This is a genomic window from Christensenellaceae bacterium 44-20 (assembly GCA_041223705.1).
Lineage (GTDB): Bacteria > Bacillota > Clostridia > Christensenellales > Christensenellaceae > QANA01.
The window spans coordinates 639956-659114 of record JBCLQU010000001.1 but is presented as its reverse complement, the minus strand read 5'-3'; the positions used below and the strand labels follow the sequence as shown (position 1 = coordinate 659114).

The following is a 19159-nucleotide window of genomic DNA, read 5'->3' as shown; positions in this document are numbered from 1 at the left end:
TTTTTTTGTGGCAAAATATGGCGTGGAAAATGGACGAAAAGGCGCCGGCTCAGCCACGAAATCTCCCTGTGCGGAGAATGTAAAAAAAGCAAAATTTATGCAAAACAGCGTGCAATTATACAGTGTTCACAGTTTGTTTACGAGACCGAAAAAAGCCTGATACAACGGCGATTTTTGAAGAGGGATCTTTCCATATTCAGGCAATTTTGGCTCTGCAAAGAGCCTTGCGGTTTGTCAAAAAAATTTTTTGGTAGTATAATGCCAATATCAAAAAAACGCTTTGATGCGAAATTGAAAGGACAGTGTTTATGAAAGAGCGTCTGAAGAGATTTTGGGAGAGCGTAACCTGCTTTTTCCTGAGTCTTTACAGCAAGGCTATCCGCAAACCGAAAATGTCCGAAGCTCGCAGAAAAAGACGGGCGGCTTACAAAACAAAGTATACCAGATCCAAGACAAATGGCATTTCAGCTTTCTGGGCAAAGAGCAAAGCCTTTGGCCAAAAAGTCTGCGGATTCTTTGTGGAGGTCAATGCAAAGCTAAAGATGAAATGGGAGAGATTTATGAACAGACATAAGAAGATGAGTTGGCTTACTTATGCGAGGGCAGTCTCTTTAATGGCGGCAATCGTGGTCCTCGTGTTTACGCCGGTTGCGATTTTTGCCGGAGCGCAAGAGGATAAAGAGCAGAAGACACAGCAGGATGAGGCAAGAGTTTTGGCGCAGGCCGAAGAGAAGAAGGCCAGCGAGAAACTTTCCGTAACTGGCGTTGAAGTATTGGACGGCGAGCCGTCGGCTGAGCCTTCGCCCGAGCCGACGCCAGAGCCCACTCCGGAACCCAAGGTGAAGGAGCCTTTGGCCGAAGGTATGGAAAATGCGGAGCTGGTGCCGGAAGTGCAGGCGCGTCTGATGGAGCTTGACTATATGGATCACGACCAGACGACCAGCCTCTATGGCCCGATGACGGCAAATGCCGTCGAGTGCTTCCAGAGAAAGCACGGCATTGAGAAAACCGGCATTCTGACGCAGGAAGTATACGACCTGCTGATGAGCGAAAATGCGCAGCCTTATAGCGTGGGCATTGGAGATGACGGCGAGGACGTCAGCCGTTTGCAGGATCGATTGATCCAGCTGGGGTATCTGGGCAAGAGCACTGGCTATTACGGCGAAGAGACCGAAGCCGCCGTCAAGGATTTCCAGGCCAGCAACGGCCTGAATGCCAGCGGCAAAATCGGGCATCAAACCAAAGAAAAGCTCTATTCGGAAGATGTCGTCGTCAAGGCGATGAACTATGGCGAGCGCAGTGATGAAGTGAAGGCCATTCAGGAGCGCCTTGCAACGCTGGGATACATGGCCGCGGAAGACAGCACTGGCTATTACGGCGATAAGACGCTGGCCGCTGTCAAGCGTTTCCAGGAGAGAAACGGCCTGATCGCAGACGGCGCCATTGGCCCGGAGACGAAGAACCGCATCCTCTCCTCTGATGCGCAGGCCAATGCCTGGATTTTGGGCACCAGCGGAGACGAAGTGCAGCGCATTCAGGATCGCCTGATCGAGCTGAAATATATGAAGAAATCCACGGGCTATTTTGGCTCGGATACTGAGAAGGCAGTCAAGGCTTTCCAGGAGCGCAACGGCCTGACGGCAGACGGCAAGGTGGGCGCGCAGACTAGCTCTGTGCTGTTCTCCAGCGATGCGAAGAAGGCGGCTTCTACCAGCACTTCTAAGCCCAGCACGGATACCTCCAAGCCCTCTTCGGGCAACTCTTCCAAGCCGAGCAAACCCAGCAAACCCGCTGGCGACGAGGCGACGGGGAGCGCAGATTCGGCTGGCGTCGAGCGCTTTATCGCGGTGGCAGAGCAACAGCTTGGAAAGCGCTATGTACTAGGCGGCAAAGGGCCAGATGTGTTCGATTGCTCCGGCTTCGTATTCTACTGCCTCAATCAGGCAGGAGTCAATCAGGGCTATATGACCTCTGCGACATGGCAGGGCTGCACGAAATACCCGATCATCTCGAATATGAACGACTTGCAGCGCGGCGATGTCATCAGCTTTAAGGGCCATGTGGGCATCTATCTGGGCGGCGGACGGATGATCGATGCGTCCTCCACGCAGGGAAAAATCAGAATTTGCGAGAATATTCAGAGCAGTTCCTACTGGACGAGTCATTTCGTCAAAGGATTGAGAATTTTCTAGCTTGATAAAAAAGAAGCGGCAAAATGCCGCTTCTTTTTTTGTTGCATCATGAGTGGGTGATGGGGGAAGGGTAAAACATGGCGCTCAAGCGCAGCTTGCCAATCGCCTTGCATTTGAAACTAGCCCTGGAGCCAAAATTTCTAGTAGAAAGAAAACAGTTCAAAGATTGAAATATGGAAGAGGCATAAAAAAAGAGAGGGTACCCTCTCTTTTTTTATGCCTCTTTCTTATTGATGAGTTCCAGGCAGAAGCCTTTGGGCGCTTTGCGCAGCTCGCTTTGAATATTTTTCATAATGTTGTCGCAGCGGTCGGCCAAATCTGAAAGCAGGAGCGTGTGCTGGCGCAGGCGTTCTTTGGTTTTGCGCTCTTCGTCCCGCGCCTCGCTGATAATGCCCTCTGCGCGCTCCCGCGCAACGCGAATAATCTGGCTGGCTGTGCGCTCTGCATTGACAAGCGCGGCAGAAAGCGCATCCTCTTTCTCTTCATATGCCTTGAGGCGCTGGCTAAGCGCTGCATTCTCGTTGCGCAATGTCAAAATGCGCTCTTTTTGTTCCTTGGCCAGGTTCTCGTAATCCTCTGTCAGCTGAGCAAGCCGTGCACGGGGATCGGGCTGGCGGTTTCGTTTTGCAGTCATCATTTGCATATTCCCTCCACGCAGTTCTTTTTTACTTCTTTCATTTTAAAAAAATGCGAAAAGAGAAACTGTCGAGATGCGCCATGCATTCCCGAAAAAAACAGCGAAAAAACACTAGTTTAGGCGCAGGGCCTTTCCAGAATTTTACTATCGCCTAAAAATGAATTCTGGTAAAAAGGAGTTGACAAATAATAGGCGAATATTTAGAATTATAACTATGAAAGTGGTTTAAAGTGGTGTGAAGTGGTGAAATTCACACAGAGGAGTGCATCATGTTTACCGGAACATATGCCCACACTCTGGATGCGAAGGGGCGCGTATTTGTGCCCGCCAAGTTCAGAGAGGAGCTGGGGGAAAACTTCATTGTTACAAGAGGCATTGGTAAATGCCTGTTTGTGTTTTCCTCGGAAATGTGGCTGGAGTTCGCCGGAAAGATGAAGAGCATTCCCATGACGGACAGCAAGGGACAAGTTTTCCTGCGTATGCTTTTTGCCTCTGCGGAAGAGGTAAAGCCGGATAAGCAGGGGAGAATCCTTCTGCCTTCCCGCCTGAGAGAAAAGGCGGAAATGGAAAAAGAAGTTGTCGCCATCGGCGCGATGAACCGCGTCGAGCTTTGGTCCAAAGAAAATTGGGACAACTACTGCGAGGAGGCAGACGAGGAGTTCGAGAGCGTTTTGGCACAGCTGGCGGAGCTTGGCATATGAGCGGGCATGTAAGTGTGCTCTATGAGCAGTCTCTGGCGGCGCTGCCGCTGAAAACGGGAAACCTGTTTATCGATGGAACCCTGGGCGGCGGAGGCCACTCTGAAGGGATTTTAGGAGCTTCCAAGGCCAGGCTAATTGCCATTGATAAAGATATCGCGGCCATAGAGCGCTGCAAACAGCGTTTGGCGCCGTATGTGCAAAGAGTTGCTTTCGTTCACGATGATTTCAAAAATATCGCACAGATCATGCGGGGGATGGGAGAGCTGAGGGCAGATGGAGCATTGCTGGATCTCGGCGTTTCCTCTTTCCAGCTGGATGAGGCCGAGCGGGGTTTTTCCTACTCCAAGGAGGCGCCGCTGGATATGCGCATGGATCAGAGCAGCAGCCTGAGCGCTTATCAGGTTGTCAATGAGTATCCGCAAAGAGAGCTGGCGCGCATTCTCTACGAATACGGCGAAGAGAGCTTTGGGAGCAAAATCGCGGCGGCCATCGTGAAAAACCGGCCGATTGAGACGACGACGCAGCTGGCAGAGATCATCAAAAATGCCATTCCCGCGGCAAAACGCCGCAGTGGGGGACACCCGGCCAAAAAATCTTTCCAGGCCATTCGCATCGAAGTGAACGGCGAGCTGGATTCCCTCAAAGATACGGTAAACGATTTTATCGATGTGCTTGCGCCGGGTGGGCGCCTTGCCATCATCACGTTCCATTCCCTGGAAGACCGCATTGTGAAAAAAGTCTTTCAAACTGCGCAGAATCCCTGCACCTGCCCGCCGGATTTTCCCAAATGCGTCTGCGGCAAGGTGAGCAAGGGTAAAATCATCACGCGAAAGCCTATTCTGCCGGATGCGGCGGAGATAGAGCAAAACCCGCGCTCCAGGAGCGCAAAACTGAGAATATTTGAACGGTGCTGAAAAGCGGCCGATAAACGGAGGAATACCGATGGATAACCTGAAGAGAGCTGCAAATGGATATGACTACATCGCTCCATTCCAGGAGAGCGAGTGGGATAGAGTCCCGCAGCGCAGAGGGCAGCAGAGAAGAAAGAAAAACCGGCACCCGGCTGTCAGCTATGTAGTGCATCCTGTTACGCGTATCCAGCGCAGGAATGCCGTCTATAATTGCCTGACGGCGCTGGTTGTATTTGTCTTGCTGGCTTCGGTCATTTCGGGGTATGCCGCAATTTCTTCCAACAAACTGGCAAATATTGAGCTGCAAGAGAATATAGATGTGTTAGCGGCACAGAGCGAGCAAGTGGAGCTTTCCATCAATACCAAGTGCACTGTGCAGCAGATTTCGGATGCGGCTGAGCAGCGGTTTGGCATGGATTTTCCAAGCTATGCGCAGATTTGCTATGTGCAGTTTAGCGAGCCTTCCATGGCAGAGCCCGAGGCGGAGGCACAGCAGACGCCATGGTATGCGGAGCTATGGAACGGCATGGTGGGCTTGCTGAAATAGGCGCAGACTGATTTTAGGGAGGAACAGCCATTGGCAGGCACCAACATATCAAATAAAAAAAGGTTGACACTGCTGTTTTACTTCGCGATGTTTTTCATGCTCGTCATCGTGGGCAAACTCATGCAGCTGATGTTCTTTGATGCAGCCGATCTTTCGGATAAAGCGGAGAGCCAATGGACAAGGGAGCTCTCGGTCGCCCCGAAGAGAGGCTCTATTTTAGATCGGAACGGCGAAGTGCTGGCGGCCAGCGCGACGGTGGAAAGCGTGCTGCTCTACCCGAAAGATATTAAGGATCCGGGCGAGGTTGCCAATCTGCTGGCGCCCATTCTGGGGATGGATGAGCAGAAGATCTTCGAGATCGCCAGCGACAAATCCAAAGTCGAAGCTTGGCTCAAGCGCCAGATCACCCAGGAGCAGGCAGAGCAGATTCGCGCGCTGGATCTCAAAGGCATCGGCTTTTTTGCGGATATCAAGCGCTTTTATCCTTCCGGGGCGTTTATGAGCCAGGTGCTGGGCTATACGACGATGGACGGAGAAGGGCAGGAAGGCCTGGAGAAAAAATACAATAAATATCTCGCTGGATATGCCGGGACGATTCTGGCTCAGGTAGACGCCATGGGGCAGACGATAGAGGGAAGCGAGCAGATGTACATCGAGCCGCAGGAAGGGCTGAGCCTCGTGCTCACGCTGGATGCGTATATCCAAAACTTCCTGGAATCGGCCGCCAAAGAGGCGATGGAGGTCAATCAGGCAAAGAGCGTGTGCGCCATCGTCATGAACCCCAAGAACGGCGAAATTCTCGGCATGGTCAACTATCCGGAGGCGGATCTGAACAACCTGGATCGAAGCGATCTGGAGACGCTGGCGTCTCTTTCACGCAATACGATCATCACAGACGCCTATGAGCCCGGCTCCACTTTTAAGATCATCACCACAGCGGCCGCGCTGGACAGCGGAACCATCAATACCGAGACGACGTTCGAATGCGCCGGCGCTAAAATTGTGGATGGCGAGCGCATCAAATGCTGGCGCAGCGGCCGGCCGCATGGCCACCAGACGCTGACGCAGGCGGTGGAAAACTCCTGCAACCCGGCGTTCATGGAAATGGCTCTGCGCATGGGGACGGATCAATTTTACGAATATATCTACAACTTCGGCTTTGGAAAGAACACCGGAGTAGATTTCTCGACGGACGGCTCGGGCATCATCCGGGCGGCCAAATATATCAAAAACGTGGATCTCGCCCGCATCGGCTTTGGGCAGTCCATCGCCTGCACGCCGTTGCAGCTGGCGACGGCGGCCTGCGCGGTGGTCAACGGCGGCGTGCTCTATCAGCCGCGGCTTGCTATTGGCGTTCAGAACAGCGCGGGGGAGATGGTGGAGAGTTTTGATGCGCCTGAAGGCAAGCGCGTCATTTCCGAAGAGACTTCCGCAACCATGCGCGGTGTTCTGGAGAGCGTCGTCGCAAACGGCGGCGGCAAGAACGCGCAGATCCCAGGCTACCGGGTAGGCGGCAAGACGGGCACAGCGCAGATGTATGAGAACGGCGTCATCGTGCAGGGCAAGAACATCTCGTCCTTCCTGGGCTTTGCGCCGGTGGAGGATCCGCAGTTTTTGGTGCTGTTTATCGTCAGAGAGCCGGGCGTTCCGGTTACATACGGCAGCGTTGTCGCGGCGCCGTTTGCCAAAGATGTGTTGGAAAAATGCCTGAAATATGCCAACGTCGTGCCGACAGAGCCCATCGATACACTCGTCGAAGTTCCGGATTTCTCCGGAATGGGCATGGCAGAGGCCGCGCAGAAAGCGCAGGAATACGGCTTCGCGTCGGCCAGCTTTGGAAGCGGCAATGTCGCGGCGCAGTCGCCTTCGGCGGGAACAAAGGCTGCAAAGGGCATCAGCATCGATCTCTATGGCAATTCGGGTGCGGCATCCAATGAGGCGGCTGCCATCCCGGATCTGAGCGGGAAAACGCTCCTGGAAGCATATAAAGCGGCGAAAGAACATGGCTTTGAGATCAGAGTTTCGGGCAATGAGAGCGGCGTTGTGCAGTCTCAAAATCCGAAAGCAAGTGAGAGAGCCGCAGCAGGCGAGATTATCACGGTTACCTGCGGCTAAGCAAAAGAAAGAAGGAAGAGGCATGAAGCTAAAAGATCTTCTGGCAGGAATAGAATGTGATATTTTTGGCGAAGAGCAGATCGAGATTGAGGGGATTGCCTATGATTCCCGAAAAGTCCAAAAGGGCTATCTGTTTTTCTGCATCAAAGGCTATCAGAGCGATGGCCATCAATATGCAAAGAGCGCCTGTGAGGCGGGCGCAGTCTGCCTGGTTGTAACGCAAAGGCAGGATCTGCCGGTTACGCAGGTCGTCGTCAAAGACGACAGAGCGGCGATGGCGCTGATCTCCGCGGCTTTTTATGGCCATCCGGCGGAAAAACTGCGCATGGTCGGCGTAACGGGCACCAGCGGCAAAACCTCCACGACCTACCTGCTCAAGAGCATTTTCGAGCATGAGGGCAGCAAAGTCGGCCTCATGGGAACCATCGTCAATGTGATAGGCGATCAGGTGATTCCGGCCGAGCGCACTACGCCCGAAGCGCCGGATCTGCAAAAACTGCTGGCAGATATGCTGAGGGCAGGCATCGATACCGTCGTGATGGAGGTTTCCTCGCATTCGCTTTATTTAAAGCGCGTCTATGGGATCCGGTTCCAGGGCGCAATCTTCACGAACCTGACCCAGGATCACCTGGATTTTCACGGAGACTTTGAGCATTACCGGGATGCCAAGGCCATCCTGTTTGCCAATGCGCAGAACAGCGCCGTCAACGCAGACGATCCCTATGGCGAGGCCATGATCGCGGCCGCGGCCGGGCAGGTGCAGACCTACGGCATCCAGAGCAAGGCCAACGTGGCCGCAAAGGGAATCGAGCTTGGGAGCGCGGGCAGCCGTTTTATCATGGCAAAGGAGGGGACGCAGCTCCCAATTTTGCTGCAAACGCCGGGAATGTTCAGCGTCTATAATGCCCTGGCGGCCATTACGGTGAGCTTCATGCTGGGGGTGGACATGATCAGCATCAAGCAAGGGATTGAATCTGTTTCAGCTGTTCCCGGGCGCTTTGAGCGTCTGGACACCCGCGGCGGGGATTATAGTATCATTTTGGATTATGCGCATAAGCCGGATAGCCTGGAGAGCACGCTCAAAACAGCGCGCGGCTTCTGCAAAGGGAGGCTGGTCTGCATCTTCGGGTGCGGCGGCAACCGGGATGCCGGCAAGCGGCCCATGATGGGCGAGATTGCCGAGCGGCTGGCAGATTTTGTCATCGTTACATCGGATAACCCGCGGTTTGAACAGCCGGGCGCGATTATCGAACAAATTCTCGCCGGAATGAAAAAAGAGAATCACATTGTCGTGGAAGATCGGCGCTCGGCAATTCACTACGCCCTGGAGCATGCCCAAAAGGGCGATGTCATCATTTTGGCGGGCAAGGGGCATGAGGATTACCAGGAAATCTGCGGGCAGCATTTCCCATTTGATGAAAAGGTGATCGTCGCGCAAATACTGGATGAACTCGGCCGGTAGCTGCGCGGTTGAACTTGCTTTATAAACATGGTATTATAACCTCGCGGCGTGAGCTGAGGCAAAGCTTTGGCTGGCTTGCAGGAGTTTTTGTCATGGGGGTGCGCTTGGCTCTTCTGCATCCCAGCATAGTGCCGAGAAAATCGTCAGAAGAAGAGGTATGTTTGAGATGCATCAAGTCATATTTGCCGTTTTGATCGGGTTTGTAGCCGCCCTGGGCTGCGGCCATTTCCTGATCCCCGTGCTGCAAAAGCTGAAAGCGGGGCAGTCCATCCGGGAAGATGGCCCGCAGAGCCATTTGAAAAAGGCAGGGACGCCGACTATGGGCGGAATTTTCATCACGCTCGGCGTTCTGGTCGCGGCAGCTTTCTTTTTGGCAGAGACGGGCAGCTACCTGTGGTTTGCTGTCATTGGAGCGACGGCTTTTGGCCTCATCGGCTTTATCGACGATCTGATCAAGGTGCTCAAGCACCGCTCGCTGGGGTTGCGCCCGTATCAGAAAATTGTCGCGCAGGTCGTGTTCGCGGCGCTGGTCGCCGTCTATGCGTATAAAAACCCTGCCATTGGATCCAAACTGTATGTCCCGATTCTGGATACCTATTGGGATCTGGGGCTTTGGTATATTCCCTTTACCATGTTTGCCATCATCGCCATGACCAACAGCGTCAACCTGACGGATGGCCTGGATGGCCTTGCGGGAAGCGTCACCCTGGCGAATGCCGCCGCGTTTACCCTCATCTTCCTGCCCATGCTGGATCAGACGGTCTGGGGAGAGGATATGGCGATCTTCGCCGCCGCGCTCACGGGCGCAATCCTGGGCTTTCTGCGCTATAATGCGTTTCCGGCAAAAGTGTTTATGGGGGACGTCGGCTCCTTTTTCTTGGGCGGCGCGCTGACCATGATGGGCATTGTCTCCAGGCTTCAGCTTTTGCTCCCGATCATGGGCATTATGTATGTCGTCTCCAGCGTTTCCTGCATTTTGCAGGTGGGCAGCTATAAGCTGCGGGGCGGCAAGCGCATCTTTAAAATGGCGCCGCTGCATCATCATTTTGAGCTTTCCGGCGTGCACGAGACCAAGATCGTCTGTGTCTACGCGATTATTACAGTTGTCTTTTGCTTGCTGACGCTGCTCATGGTCAGCTAATTTTGCGTTTCCGATTGCAACAGAAGAGAAAAGTTTGCTTGCGCGCCTTTTGGGCGCCGCGGGGGAGTATAGAGCATGATAGAAGTTTCAAATAAAAAAGTGATGGTAGTGGGCATGGCAAAGAGCGGCTTTTCGGCGGCTCGGCTGCTGCTCAGGCTGGGTGCGCAGGTTTTGCTTTACGATCAAAAGAAGGCGGATGCTTTTGAGGGTATAGAGGCGCTCTTTGATGCCGGGGCAGAGAACCGGCTGGGGGAAGATCCGGTCAGCGTCGCCTCGGAAGCAGATATGCTGGTGCTGAGCCCGGGTGTGCCCGTCAAACAGCCTTTTATCCAGCAGGCCGAACAGCAGGGCAAGCCCGTCATCTCGGAAATTGAGCTGGGCTATCAGACGGCCCAGGCAGATTTCGTCTGCATCAGCGGCACGAACGGCAAAACCACCACTACCGCGCTCACCGGCCAGATTTTCTCGGATGCCGGCCGGAGCACTTATACGCTGGGCAACATCGGCATTCCCATCTGCGATCGCTCGCTGGAGACCAAACCGGGGGATGTGATTGTGGCGGAAGTCGCCGCGCTGCAGCTGGAGACCATCGATCAGTTCCATCCAAGAGCGGCCGCGCTTTTGAATATCACGGAAGATCATCTAAACCGCTTTGGCACGATGGAATACTACGGCGATTGCAAGATGCGCGAATTTGAGAACCAGACGATGGAAGACTTCGCCGTGATGAACCTGGACGATCCGCTGACGGCAGAGCGCATCCCTGCTCTGCATAGCCGGGTTCTCCTGTTCAGCAGAAAGAGGGAAGTTGCAGAGGGCGCATATTTAAAAAACGGAAGCATAGTATTTAGAATGAACGGGCAGGAGCAGGAGATTTGTCCGGCGGCGGATGTGCGCATCCCCGGCCCGCACAACCTGGAAAATGCCCTGGCTGCCGTGTGCCTGGCCATGTGCATGGGCATTCCGCCCCAGTCTATCGCGCATACGCTGCGCACATTCCCGGGCGTGGAGCACCGCATCGAGTTCGTGCGGGAAGTGGCAGGCGTGCGCTATATCAACGATTCCAAGGGAACCAACCCAGATTCCACCATCAAGGCAATCCAGACCATGACGGCGCCGACCGTCCTCATCCTGGGCGGCTATGATAAGCAGAATACCTTTGATGAGATGTTCGCGGCGTTTACGGAGCATATCGTGGGCATCGTAGTGCTGGGGGCGACCAAACAGAAGATTTTGAAGGCCGCAGAGGATGCCGGCTATGCCGCCGTCCATACGGCGCAGACCTTCGAGCAGGCGGTGCTTCTGGCGCGGGATCTTGCGCCCAAGGGCGGGTGCGTGCTGCTCTCGCCGGCGTGCGCCAGCTGGGATATGTTCGATAATTTCGAGCAGCGCGGCGAAGTTTTTAAGCAGATTGTTCATGGCTTTAAGGAGTAAGTAAATTGAGTGATAATGTGATTCCCATGCGCGGCCGGGGGCAGGAGCCCCAGAAAACGCAGAGAAAGCGCAAAGTGCGCTATAAGCAGACATTCGACTATACGATGATCGTCTCTCTGGTGCTTTTGCTCTGCATCGGTCTTGTGATGGTCTATTCTTCCAGCTACTATGTGGCAGAAGTGAGCGGGGAATCCAGTGCTTACTATTTTCTCAAGCAGTTTATCTGCGTGGCCATTGGGGCGCTGCTCATGCTGTTTTTCATGTTCTTCGATTATCACTATTTTCTGGAGCTGCCCTATCAAAAGCATAAATGGCTGGCTCCGTTTAAATGGATCAAGCCCTATTGGGCGATTCTGGTTTTCGGCGTCATCACGCTGGCGCTGGTTTTTGTGCCGGGTATTGGTGTAAATATCAACGGCTCCAGGCGGTGGATCAACGTGGGCATCAGCATTCAGCCCTCCGAGATCATGAAGGTTGCGCTCATCGTCTTCATCTCCTGCTCCATCGGGAAAAAGCCAAAGAAGATGCAGTATTTTACCTACGGCCTGCTGCCGTTTCTGGCGATCCTGCTGGTCGTCTGCGCGATTATTTATAAACAGCCGAACTTCTCGGCTATCATGTGCATCGTGGCGCTGGTCATGTGTATGCTGTATGTGGGCGGGGCAAAGCTCACGCATCTTGGGGCGATTATCGGCGTGGTAGGCATTGCGGCTGTGCTTTTGGTAACGCAGGCAGATTACCGCGCAGATCGTCTGGATGCCTTTAAAGACCCAATGTCCAGCTGGCAGGTCAAGCAGTCGCTCTATTCCTTTGGCGCCGGCGGCTTCTTTGGCCGCGGCCTGGGCAACAGTATGCAGAAAATGCTGTATTTGCCTTATCGGGAATCCGACTTTATCTTTGCCATCATCGCGGAGGAGCTCGGGTTCGTGGGATGCCTGGTCATCCTGGCGCTGTTTGCCATCCTCATTTGGCGGGGCATCGTCGCGGCTATGCGCGCGAGGGATCTGACGGGCATGCTTCTGGCGACGGGAGCCGTCGCGATGATCGCGATTCAGGTTGTCCTAAATATCGGCGTCAACACTTCGCTTTTGCCGGCGACGGGCGTCGTTTTGCCTTTTATCAGTTATGGCGGCTCGGGTATTTTGATGTTTATGAGCATGGTGGGCGTCGTGCTCAATGTCTCAAGGCAGGGCCATGCCAATGTTCCGGCAAAAAAAGCGGGCATTGCGCCGCGCAAAAAAGAGGAGGAAGCCGCCGCGAAATGAGCGGCAGCAGAGAGAAGAGCGCTGGAAGGGCAAAATAGCCGCCGGCGCTCTTTCTTTTGGCCCAAACCGGGGCAGGCAAATTCTGCTGTTCAGGAGAAGAAAAATCTGCTATAATAAGGCGAGCCAGATAGCAGAGAGAACGGAGAGAGCGATGTTTGAATTTGAACTCATCAAAGAGTGCCCGAAAACCGGGGCAAGAGCAGGTGTTTTGCATACGCCGCACGGCGATATCAAAACGCCCATTTATATGCCTGTGGGCACGCAGGCGACGGTCAAAGCCCTGACGCCCGAGCAAGTGAGGGAGGCAGGCGCGCAGATCATTTTGGCAAATACCTATCACCTATATTTGCGGCCGGGAGAGCAGCTCGTCAAAGAGGCGGGCGGCCTGCACCAGTTCATGCACTGGGATAAGCCCATTCTGACGGACAGCGGCGGCTTTCAGGTGTTCAGCCTGGGGGAGATGCGCAAGCTGACGGAAGAGGGCGCAGAGTTCCGCAGCCACCTGGATGGCAGCCGGCATATGCTGACGCCCGAAAAGGTCATGCAAATCGAGCAGGATCTCGGGGCAGATATCATCATGGCCCTGGATGAGTGCTGCCCGTATCCCGCAGAGTATGAATATGCCAAGCACTCCATGGAGCGGACGCACCGCTGGGCGGAGCGGTGCAAAGTCGCAAAGACAAATGCGCATCAGGCGCTTTTCGGGATCGTGCAGGGAAGCATGTATGCAGATTTGCGCGAGGAGAGCGCAAAAGCCATCAATGCCATGGATTTCCCGGGCAACGCCATCGGCGGGCTGTCGGTGGGCGAGCCCAAAGAGATGATGTATGAGATGCTGGAAGTCGTTACGCCGCATCTTGATAAGCACAAGCCGCGCTATCTGATGGGCGTGGGCACGCCGGATTGCTTCTTTGAGGGAGTCCAGCGCGGGGTGGATATGTTCGACTGCGTGCTGCAAACCAGAACGGCCCGCATGGGAACAGCGCTGACCAGCAAAGGCAAGGTTGTCGTGCGAAATGCGGCCTATGCCAGAGATTTTGCGCCGCTGGATGGCGACTGTGATTGCTATACCTGCCGCAACTTCAGCCGGGCCTATCTGCGGCATCTGATCAAGGCAGGGGAGATTCTGGGCGGCGCGCTGCTCTCCATTCACAATATCCATTTTTCGCTCAAGCTGATGGAAAACATCCGCAATTCCATTCTGGGCGGCTATTTCCCGGAATATAAAGAGCAGATGATGGCGCAGCTTGGGTATTGACGCGCAGGCCCAGGTATATTATGATGAAAAGGTTGAAAAGTGATTTTCTTCCATATTTTGAAAGGATGTAATCTGTATGTCGGAACAATTCATGCAATCGATTGGCTCTTTTGTGCCAATGATCCTTCTCGCCGTGGCGATGATTCTCGTTATGGTCATCCCCCAGAAAAAGCGGGATAAGAAAATTCAGGAGATGCTGGCAGGCATCAAAGTCGGCGATAATATCAAGACCATCGGCGGAATCTACGGCAAGGTTGTCGCGGTGAAAGAGGATCTCATCACCATCGAAACCGGCCCGGAAAGAGCCAAAATCGTCTTTGCCAAAGGCGCGGTTTCCACGGTGGAAGCGGCAGATGTTGAGAACGAAGAACTGTCAGAGAAAAAATAAGAAAAAGGCATCCAGCGATGGGTGCCTTTTTGCATACATACACTTCTTTTTGCATATAGTCTACCAATCACAGCAAAAAAGGAGTTAGTATATATGCCTAGTTCAAAAGCAGCTGCCCAAAAGAGGGGCGCAAACGGCGGCGGGAAACTTGCCGTGGGAAAAGCAGTCAAAGGGGCCATTTTCGGCCTGATCGTAACGGTGCTCTCCGTTCTTGTTTTGGCGATTATCGTCAAGCAGTTTGGGCTTTCGGACGGGGCAATCGCCGCAGTCAACCAGGCGGTGAAGGTTGTGGCTATTTTTATTACTGCCTTTATCGCAACCAGCGGCGCCGAGCAGAATAAGATCTTGACGGGCGCTCTTGCCGGGGCGCTTTATGTGCTCTTTGGCTTTGGCGCGTTTTCCCTGATCGAGGGGCAGTGGGGCAGCTTTTCCCAGCTTTTGGCTGATCTCGCCATGGGCGTCGTCATTGGGATGCTGACAGCGATGATTTTTTCCAAAATTTTCGTCAAACAAAAAAAGCCGGCAAGAGCGGCTAAAAGATAAGAAATGAGCCATACTAGCCTCAAAAAAGGAGGTTTCGTATGGAAGGAATCGATAGAGAAGATACGCTAAAACTATATGATAAAATTTTGACGGGCACGCGCATCGCAGTCAATTCTCTGGAATGCATTGCCAGAAAGAGCGCAAGCTTGCAACTCTCGGGCGAAATTCGCCGCACGATTGGGAAATATGAGGAGATCGACCGCAAGGCTGCCCGGGCGATTTTAACGCTGGGCGGCAAGCCCAGGCGCATTTCCAAGGCCATGCGCCTAAGAGACTGGTGGACGGTCTCCGTCAAAGCGTTTTTCAACAATTCCCCTGCCGAGATGGCGCGCATCGTGCTCAAAGGCTTCGATATGGGAGAAGATCAGCTGCAAGGCTGTGAAAAAGCATATCCCAATGCCTCTGAAAGTGCGCGCCAGCTGGTGCAGGAACTCTTCCAAATGCAGGATGAGCAGAAAAGCATCTATAAGCGGTATCTCAACGCTTAGGCTTTAGCACAAAAAGCGTCGGATACAGGCCGCCGGCGGAGAAATTGGCGTGCGCAACCAAATCAAATTTTTCCGAAAGAAGCTCACGCAGGAGCTTCTTTTCATGTGTAAAGAGAAAAGCGTGGCCGTCTGGCTTTAACATGCCCGGAAGGTTTTCCAGAAACGCCCGGTAAAGCGCGAGGTTTTCCTTGTGGCTGGAAACGCGCAGTCCAAAGGGCATGTTGGTGATAATCTCGTCGTATTTCTGCTCAAATGGCTTAGCCGCGTTTTTGATGAGAAAGTGCGCGCCGGTTTTGGCGATGCGCTCGTTGCCCCGGGCGGCCCGCAATGCCTGGGCAGAAATATCCGTGCCCGTCAGCGAGGCATAGGGCAGCATGGCCCGCTCGAACAGCATGGTGCCAGAGCCGCAGAAACAGTCCAGAACATCCGCGCTGGGGCGGGTATAGCCCAAAATAAAGCGGACGCAGGAAGCGGCGACTGCCGGGTGAATGGAAGCGCTGATGGCGTTTGCACGGTAGTAGAAGCGCCCGTCCAGACGCGAGCCGGGATAGAGCGCGACGATGATGCTGCGCTTGCCTTTCAGCAGCCGAATCTCAAAGTCATAGGCGGAAGGGCTGTTGCAAAGGGGAGTCGCTGAGAGCGCATCCATGATCTGCGCCGCCGCGGCCTTGCGCTCCTTTTCCGAAAAAGCCTCGCCCGGAGCATCCACGCGGTAGCCGAGGTTCAGCGTCCCGTAGATATTTTTGATGAGCGCCAGGAAAACCCTGGTCTTTGCCGCGTTGACGGCGGCTTGCAGGGAAGAGAAGGAGGCAAAATAGATGCCGGCTTCATAGAACGTCCGGGCGGCATAGAGGCTGGGGAATTTTGTGATGTTTTCCAGCATCAGGTGCCCGTCCAGCTCGTCAAAGGCAGAGCAGGAATAGCCCAGAGCGGAAAGCTCCGAGAGTGTTACTCTGGCGTTGGGGCAGCTCACGATTGCCCGCACGGGCTTTTCCATGACGATGGGCCGCGCCACTTGCTTTTTGGGGGATAGGCTGGCCAGCGCCTTTTGCTTTGCAATGCGCTGCTCCCGCAGGTTCTTATCCTCTCCGCCGGGAATTTCGAAATTTTGCAGTGCTAAAAGCACTTCGGGCGAGCCCTTGGCATTGCCCAAAGCCAGCAAAATGGAGGGCTTGACGAAATCCGTCTCTTCCTCCTCTAAGGCGCGCAGCAAAACCGGCGCATACAGCGCGGCATCCAGCCGGCCGAGCAGCAGTGCCATATTTTTGCGCAGTTTGGGGTCCGCGCAAAAAAGCAGCGCAGTAAAAGGCTCCTGATGGATTTTGGCATAGTGCGCGATGCGCTCCCTGCACGCGCGGTCTGTGCTGAGATCGCAGAGTGCGCGCAAAATTGCCCGGGTTTCCTGCCCGGCCAGCAGATGATGGAACATCCTGCCAACTCCGGCGTTATCCGCCAGAGCAAGAAGCGCCTCCTTGCGGGCCCGGGGAGAATCTTCGGCTGTCTTTTGAATGACTTCAATAATATCCTGCATTATTTTCCTTCCGATACGGCGAAAATCACCTGGGCGACGTTTTGCGCGCCATTCTGGATTCCGCTTTCTCTCATATTTTTCTTTAGTGTTTCGCTCTGCTCTGCCAGCTCCTCAATTTTGCTCAGCAGAACCTGCGGCGTAATATCGTTTTGCTGGAGCACCAGGGAAAATCCTTTTCCGGCAAAGTAGTTGGCGTTTAGAATCTGGTCTCCGCGGCTGGCCTCCAGCGGCAGGGGAATGAGCAGCGCCGGAATGCAGAGCGCCAGAATCTCAAAAATAGCGTTGGCGCCCGAGCGGGAGAGCATGAGATCTGCCGCCGCGAAAAGATCCGGCAGTTCGTCTGTAACGTATTCAAACTGCGCGTAGCCCGCTTTGCCGTTTAGCGCCGGGTTGAGCTTTTCCGCGCCGCGAATATGGACGATGTCGAACTTCTCCAGCAGTGCATCCAAGATTTCGTCCACAGCCTCGTTGACGGCCAGCGCCCCAAGGCTGCCGCCCATGATGAGAAGCACGGGTTTTTGGCCCGAAAAGCCCAGGCGGGCAAGCCCGGCTTCCCGGCTGCCGCCAAAGAGCTCCGCGCGCACGGGCGAGCCCGTTTTGACGCATTTTTCCTCAGGGATATGCTTGCATGCCGCCTCAAACGAGACGCATACCCGCTTTGCCTTTGGAATGCAGAGCCGGTTGGCCAGGCCGGGGGTGTAGTCGCTCTCGTGGATGACCACCGGGATCTTCATGCGGTTTGCCGCAAAGACCACCGGGACGCTCACATAGCCGCCTTTGGAAAACAGAATATCCGGGCGCAGTTTTTTGAGGATTTTTTTAGACTGGGAATATCCCTTCAGGATTCTAAAGATGTCCGAAAAGTTTTCCCAGCTGAAATACCGGCGCAGCTTGCCGGAAGAAATGCCGTAAAAGGGGAGATCGGATCTCTCAATGATCTCTTTTTCAATGCCCTTTTGCGAGCCTATGTAGGAGATTTCAAAGCCGTGCTCTTTTAAAAGAGGGACAAGCGCCAGGTTCGGGTTGACATGCCCGGCCGTGCCTCCGCCCGTCAAAACGATTTTCTTGCTCATATTAGCCACCTAACTGCGCATAAAGCCGCGAATTTTGCCTAAAATCTATAATATCATATATTCGAAGAAAAACAAATCTGTTACATCTGTTTCTTGAAGAGATAGGCCTATGATGGTAAGATAATAAGAAAGTGAGAATGGAAAATGATTCTATCTTGGATCGCACGCCTTTGGCGCTTGCCCGCCCAAAAGGGCAGGGAGCAGCCAGAGGAGATCCTGCAAACGCATGGAGGGGAGAACATGAATCAGGGGCAGCGCGCCTTGTTTTTATCGATCACAACCGGGCAGGGGCACAACGCCACTGCCAAAGCGGTCAAAGCCTATCTGGAGACGAAGGGCGTCCAGTGCCGCATTCTAGATACCTATACCTATCTCAACCGCACGGTGGGCAAAGGAGTGGATAAAGGATATACGTTTATCGCCCGCTATCACCCGGAAGCCCTGGAGCTGATCATGCGCGGATACGATGAAAATGAGAGCGTGGAAAAATCGCTTCCCTTTAAATTTGCGGATTGGCAGAAGCGCAAGCTCTGCCGGTATATCGAGGAGTATAACCCGGATTTCATCATCTGTCCGCATGTGCTCGCCTGCATTCTGGTCTCGAAAATCCGGGAGGCAGGGCTGCTCTCCCGCAATATCCCCTGCATTGGCATCAATACGGATTATTCTCCGCTGAGCATGTGGGATAAGGTCGATCTCGACTATATTGTCGTGGCGGCGGATTTCCTGGTTCCCATCATGAGCGCCAGGGGAATCCCCGAAAAAATGCTGTTGCCTTTTGGCATTCCCGTGGACCCTAGGTTTGAGAAGCGGCAGGATAAGGCGGCGGCCAGGGAGAAGCTTGGGCTGGAGCAGCGGGATACCGTGCTGGTGTTATCCGGCGGCATGGGCATGGGTCATCTGGAGCAGAGCGTGCAGGATCTGGCGCAGATCTCCGGCGAGACGCAGATCGTCGTCGTATGCGGCAGCAATAAGCGCCTGAAGAGCAAGCTGGAGGAATTCGCGGCGGATAAGCCCCTGATGAAGATCCTCGGGTTTACGACCAATCTGGATGAATATATGGATGCGGCAGACGTCGTCTATACCAAGCCCGGCGGGCTGACGACCACAGAGACGCTGACGAAGGATAAGCCGTTGGTGCTCATGGATCCGCTGCCCGGCGTCGAGAGCTGGAACCAGATCTATTTTGCCAACCACAGCCTTGCCTGCGTTACGAATGATTTTTTCACCGGCGCGGAGGTGGTGCGCGGCTTGCTGCGCGATAAAACCAGGCTGGCGGAGATGGCCGTGGCCAGAGAGCGGCTCGTCAAGCACGACAGCGCTAAAAACCTGGGGGATTTCGCGCTGGAGCTGGCCGGGAAAAATAAAAAAATTTGAAATAGGCATTGACAAAACCGCACTGGGTGGATAAGATAGTAACAAATAGAATAAGAGAATGTGTGGAAGGGGAGTAGTAATCCCGCTAGCGCCTTT

The 19159-nt window shown here is 54.1% G+C and carries 18 protein-coding genes and 1 other annotated feature (1 of these 19 only partly in view); of the genes, 15 read left to right on the top strand and 3 right to left on the bottom strand.

Annotation, left to right across the window (positions count from 1 at the left end; all coding sequences use genetic code 11):
- Positions 1-331 precede the first annotated feature (331 nt).
- Together AALG83_03530 and AALG83_03525 are read left to right on the top strand one after the other, a co-directional pair.
- A complete protein-coding gene (locus AALG83_03530) occupies positions 332-574 on the top strand; it encodes a hypothetical protein (GenBank protein MEY8382221.1) in 243 nt (80 codons plus the stop codon).
- Positions 561-2192: a peptidoglycan-binding protein gene (locus tag AALG83_03525; protein ID MEY8382220.1), complete on the top strand. Its 1632-nt coding sequence runs from the start codon at positions 561-563 to the stop codon at positions 2190-2192. Before AALG83_03530 ends, AALG83_03525 begins: the two co-directional genes overlap by 14 nt.
- 214 nt (positions 2193-2406) lie before the next feature.
- Here the strand turns inward: AALG83_03525 and AALG83_03520 are convergent, their stop codons facing one another.
- Positions 2407-2829 (bottom strand): DivIVA domain-containing protein, encoded by a 423-nt coding sequence (locus AALG83_03520; GenBank protein ID MEY8382219.1) that lies wholly within the window; start codon positions 2827-2829, stop codon positions 2407-2409.
- A 269-nt stretch (positions 2830-3098) separates the two neighbouring features.
- Here AALG83_03520 and mraZ point away from each other — a divergent pair, with 269 nt between their 5' ends.
- From mraZ to AALG83_03460, 12 genes are all read left to right on the top strand, one after another.
- Positions 3099-3530, top strand: coding sequence for a division/cell wall cluster transcriptional repressor MraZ (gene mraZ, locus AALG83_03515; GenBank protein MEY8382218.1), 432 nt, complete (start codon positions 3099-3101; stop codon positions 3528-3530).
- Positions 3527-4444, top strand: coding sequence for a 16S rRNA (cytosine(1402)-N(4))-methyltransferase RsmH (gene rsmH / locus AALG83_03510; GenBank protein MEY8382217.1), 918 nt, complete (start codon positions 3527-3529; stop codon positions 4442-4444). The genes mraZ and rsmH overlap by 4 nt, the downstream gene beginning before the upstream one ends.
- A gap of 28 nt (positions 4445-4472) precedes the next feature.
- A complete protein-coding gene (locus tag AALG83_03505) occupies positions 4473-4988 on the top strand; it encodes a hypothetical protein (protein ID MEY8382216.1) in 516 nt (171 codons plus the stop codon).
- A 30-nt stretch (positions 4989-5018) separates the two neighbouring features.
- A complete protein-coding gene (locus AALG83_03500; GenBank protein ID MEY8382215.1) occupies positions 5019-7103 on the top strand; it encodes a penicillin-binding transpeptidase domain-containing protein in 2085 nt (694 codons plus the stop codon).
- 22 nt (positions 7104-7125) lie between these two features.
- The gene (locus AALG83_03495) at positions 7126-8565 is read left to right on the top strand and encodes a UDP-N-acetylmuramoyl-L-alanyl-D-glutamate--2,6-diaminopimelate ligase (GenBank protein MEY8382214.1); all 1440 of its coding nucleotides are present in this window, start codon (positions 7126-7128) and stop codon (positions 8563-8565) included.
- Positions 8566-8731: 166 nt separating this feature from the next.
- A complete protein-coding gene (mraY, locus tag AALG83_03490; GenBank protein MEY8382213.1) occupies positions 8732-9706 on the top strand; it encodes a phospho-N-acetylmuramoyl-pentapeptide-transferase in 975 nt (324 codons plus the stop codon).
- 75 nt (positions 9707-9781) lie between these two features.
- Positions 9782-11140 (top strand): UDP-N-acetylmuramoyl-L-alanine--D-glutamate ligase, encoded by a 1359-nt coding sequence (gene murD / locus AALG83_03485; GenBank protein MEY8382212.1) that lies wholly within the window; start codon positions 9782-9784, stop codon positions 11138-11140.
- Between the two features lie 5 nt (positions 11141-11145).
- The gene (locus AALG83_03480; GenBank protein ID MEY8382211.1) at positions 11146-12405 is read left to right on the top strand and encodes a putative peptidoglycan glycosyltransferase FtsW; all 1260 of its coding nucleotides are present in this window, start codon (positions 11146-11148) and stop codon (positions 12403-12405) included.
- A gap of 151 nt (positions 12406-12556) precedes the next feature.
- Positions 12557-13663: a tRNA guanosine(34) transglycosylase Tgt gene (gene tgt / locus AALG83_03475; protein MEY8382210.1), complete on the top strand. Its 1107-nt coding sequence runs from the start codon at positions 12557-12559 to the stop codon at positions 13661-13663.
- A 76-nt stretch (positions 13664-13739) separates the two neighbouring features.
- Positions 13740-14051 (top strand): preprotein translocase subunit YajC, encoded by a 312-nt coding sequence (gene yajC, locus AALG83_03470; GenBank protein MEY8382209.1) that lies wholly within the window; start codon positions 13740-13742, stop codon positions 14049-14051.
- A gap of 93 nt (positions 14052-14144) precedes the next feature.
- Entirely contained in the window at positions 14145-14594 is a 450-nt protein-coding gene (locus AALG83_03465; GenBank protein ID MEY8382208.1) for a TIGR04086 family membrane protein, read from the top strand.
- A gap of 38 nt (positions 14595-14632) precedes the next feature.
- Complete coding sequence (locus tag AALG83_03460) at positions 14633-15082, top strand: hypothetical protein (protein ID MEY8382207.1); 450 nt, start codon at positions 14633-14635, stop codon at positions 15080-15082.
- Here AALG83_03460 and AALG83_03455 read toward each other — a convergent pair.
- Together AALG83_03455 and AALG83_03450 are read right to left on the bottom strand one after the other, a co-directional pair.
- Positions 15072-16613, bottom strand: coding sequence for a methyltransferase (locus AALG83_03455; GenBank protein MEY8382206.1), 1542 nt, complete (start codon positions 16611-16613; stop codon positions 15072-15074). The genes AALG83_03460 and AALG83_03455 overlap by 11 nt on opposite strands.
- Positions 16613-17686, bottom strand: coding sequence for an undecaprenyldiphospho-muramoylpentapeptide beta-N-acetylglucosaminyltransferase (locus tag AALG83_03450; protein MEY8382205.1), 1074 nt, complete (start codon positions 17684-17686; stop codon positions 16613-16615). The genes AALG83_03455 and AALG83_03450 overlap by 1 nt, the downstream gene beginning before the upstream one ends.
- A gap of 240 nt (positions 17687-17926) precedes the next feature.
- On the opposite strand from AALG83_03450, the gene AALG83_03445 reads away from it, so the two are divergent.
- A complete protein-coding gene (locus AALG83_03445; protein ID MEY8382204.1) occupies positions 17927-19063 on the top strand; it encodes a glycosyltransferase in 1137 nt (378 codons plus the stop codon).
- Positions 19064-19117: 54 nt separating this feature from the next.
- Positions 19118-19159: a binding site (T-box leader), on the top strand (it continues 200 nt past the right edge of the window).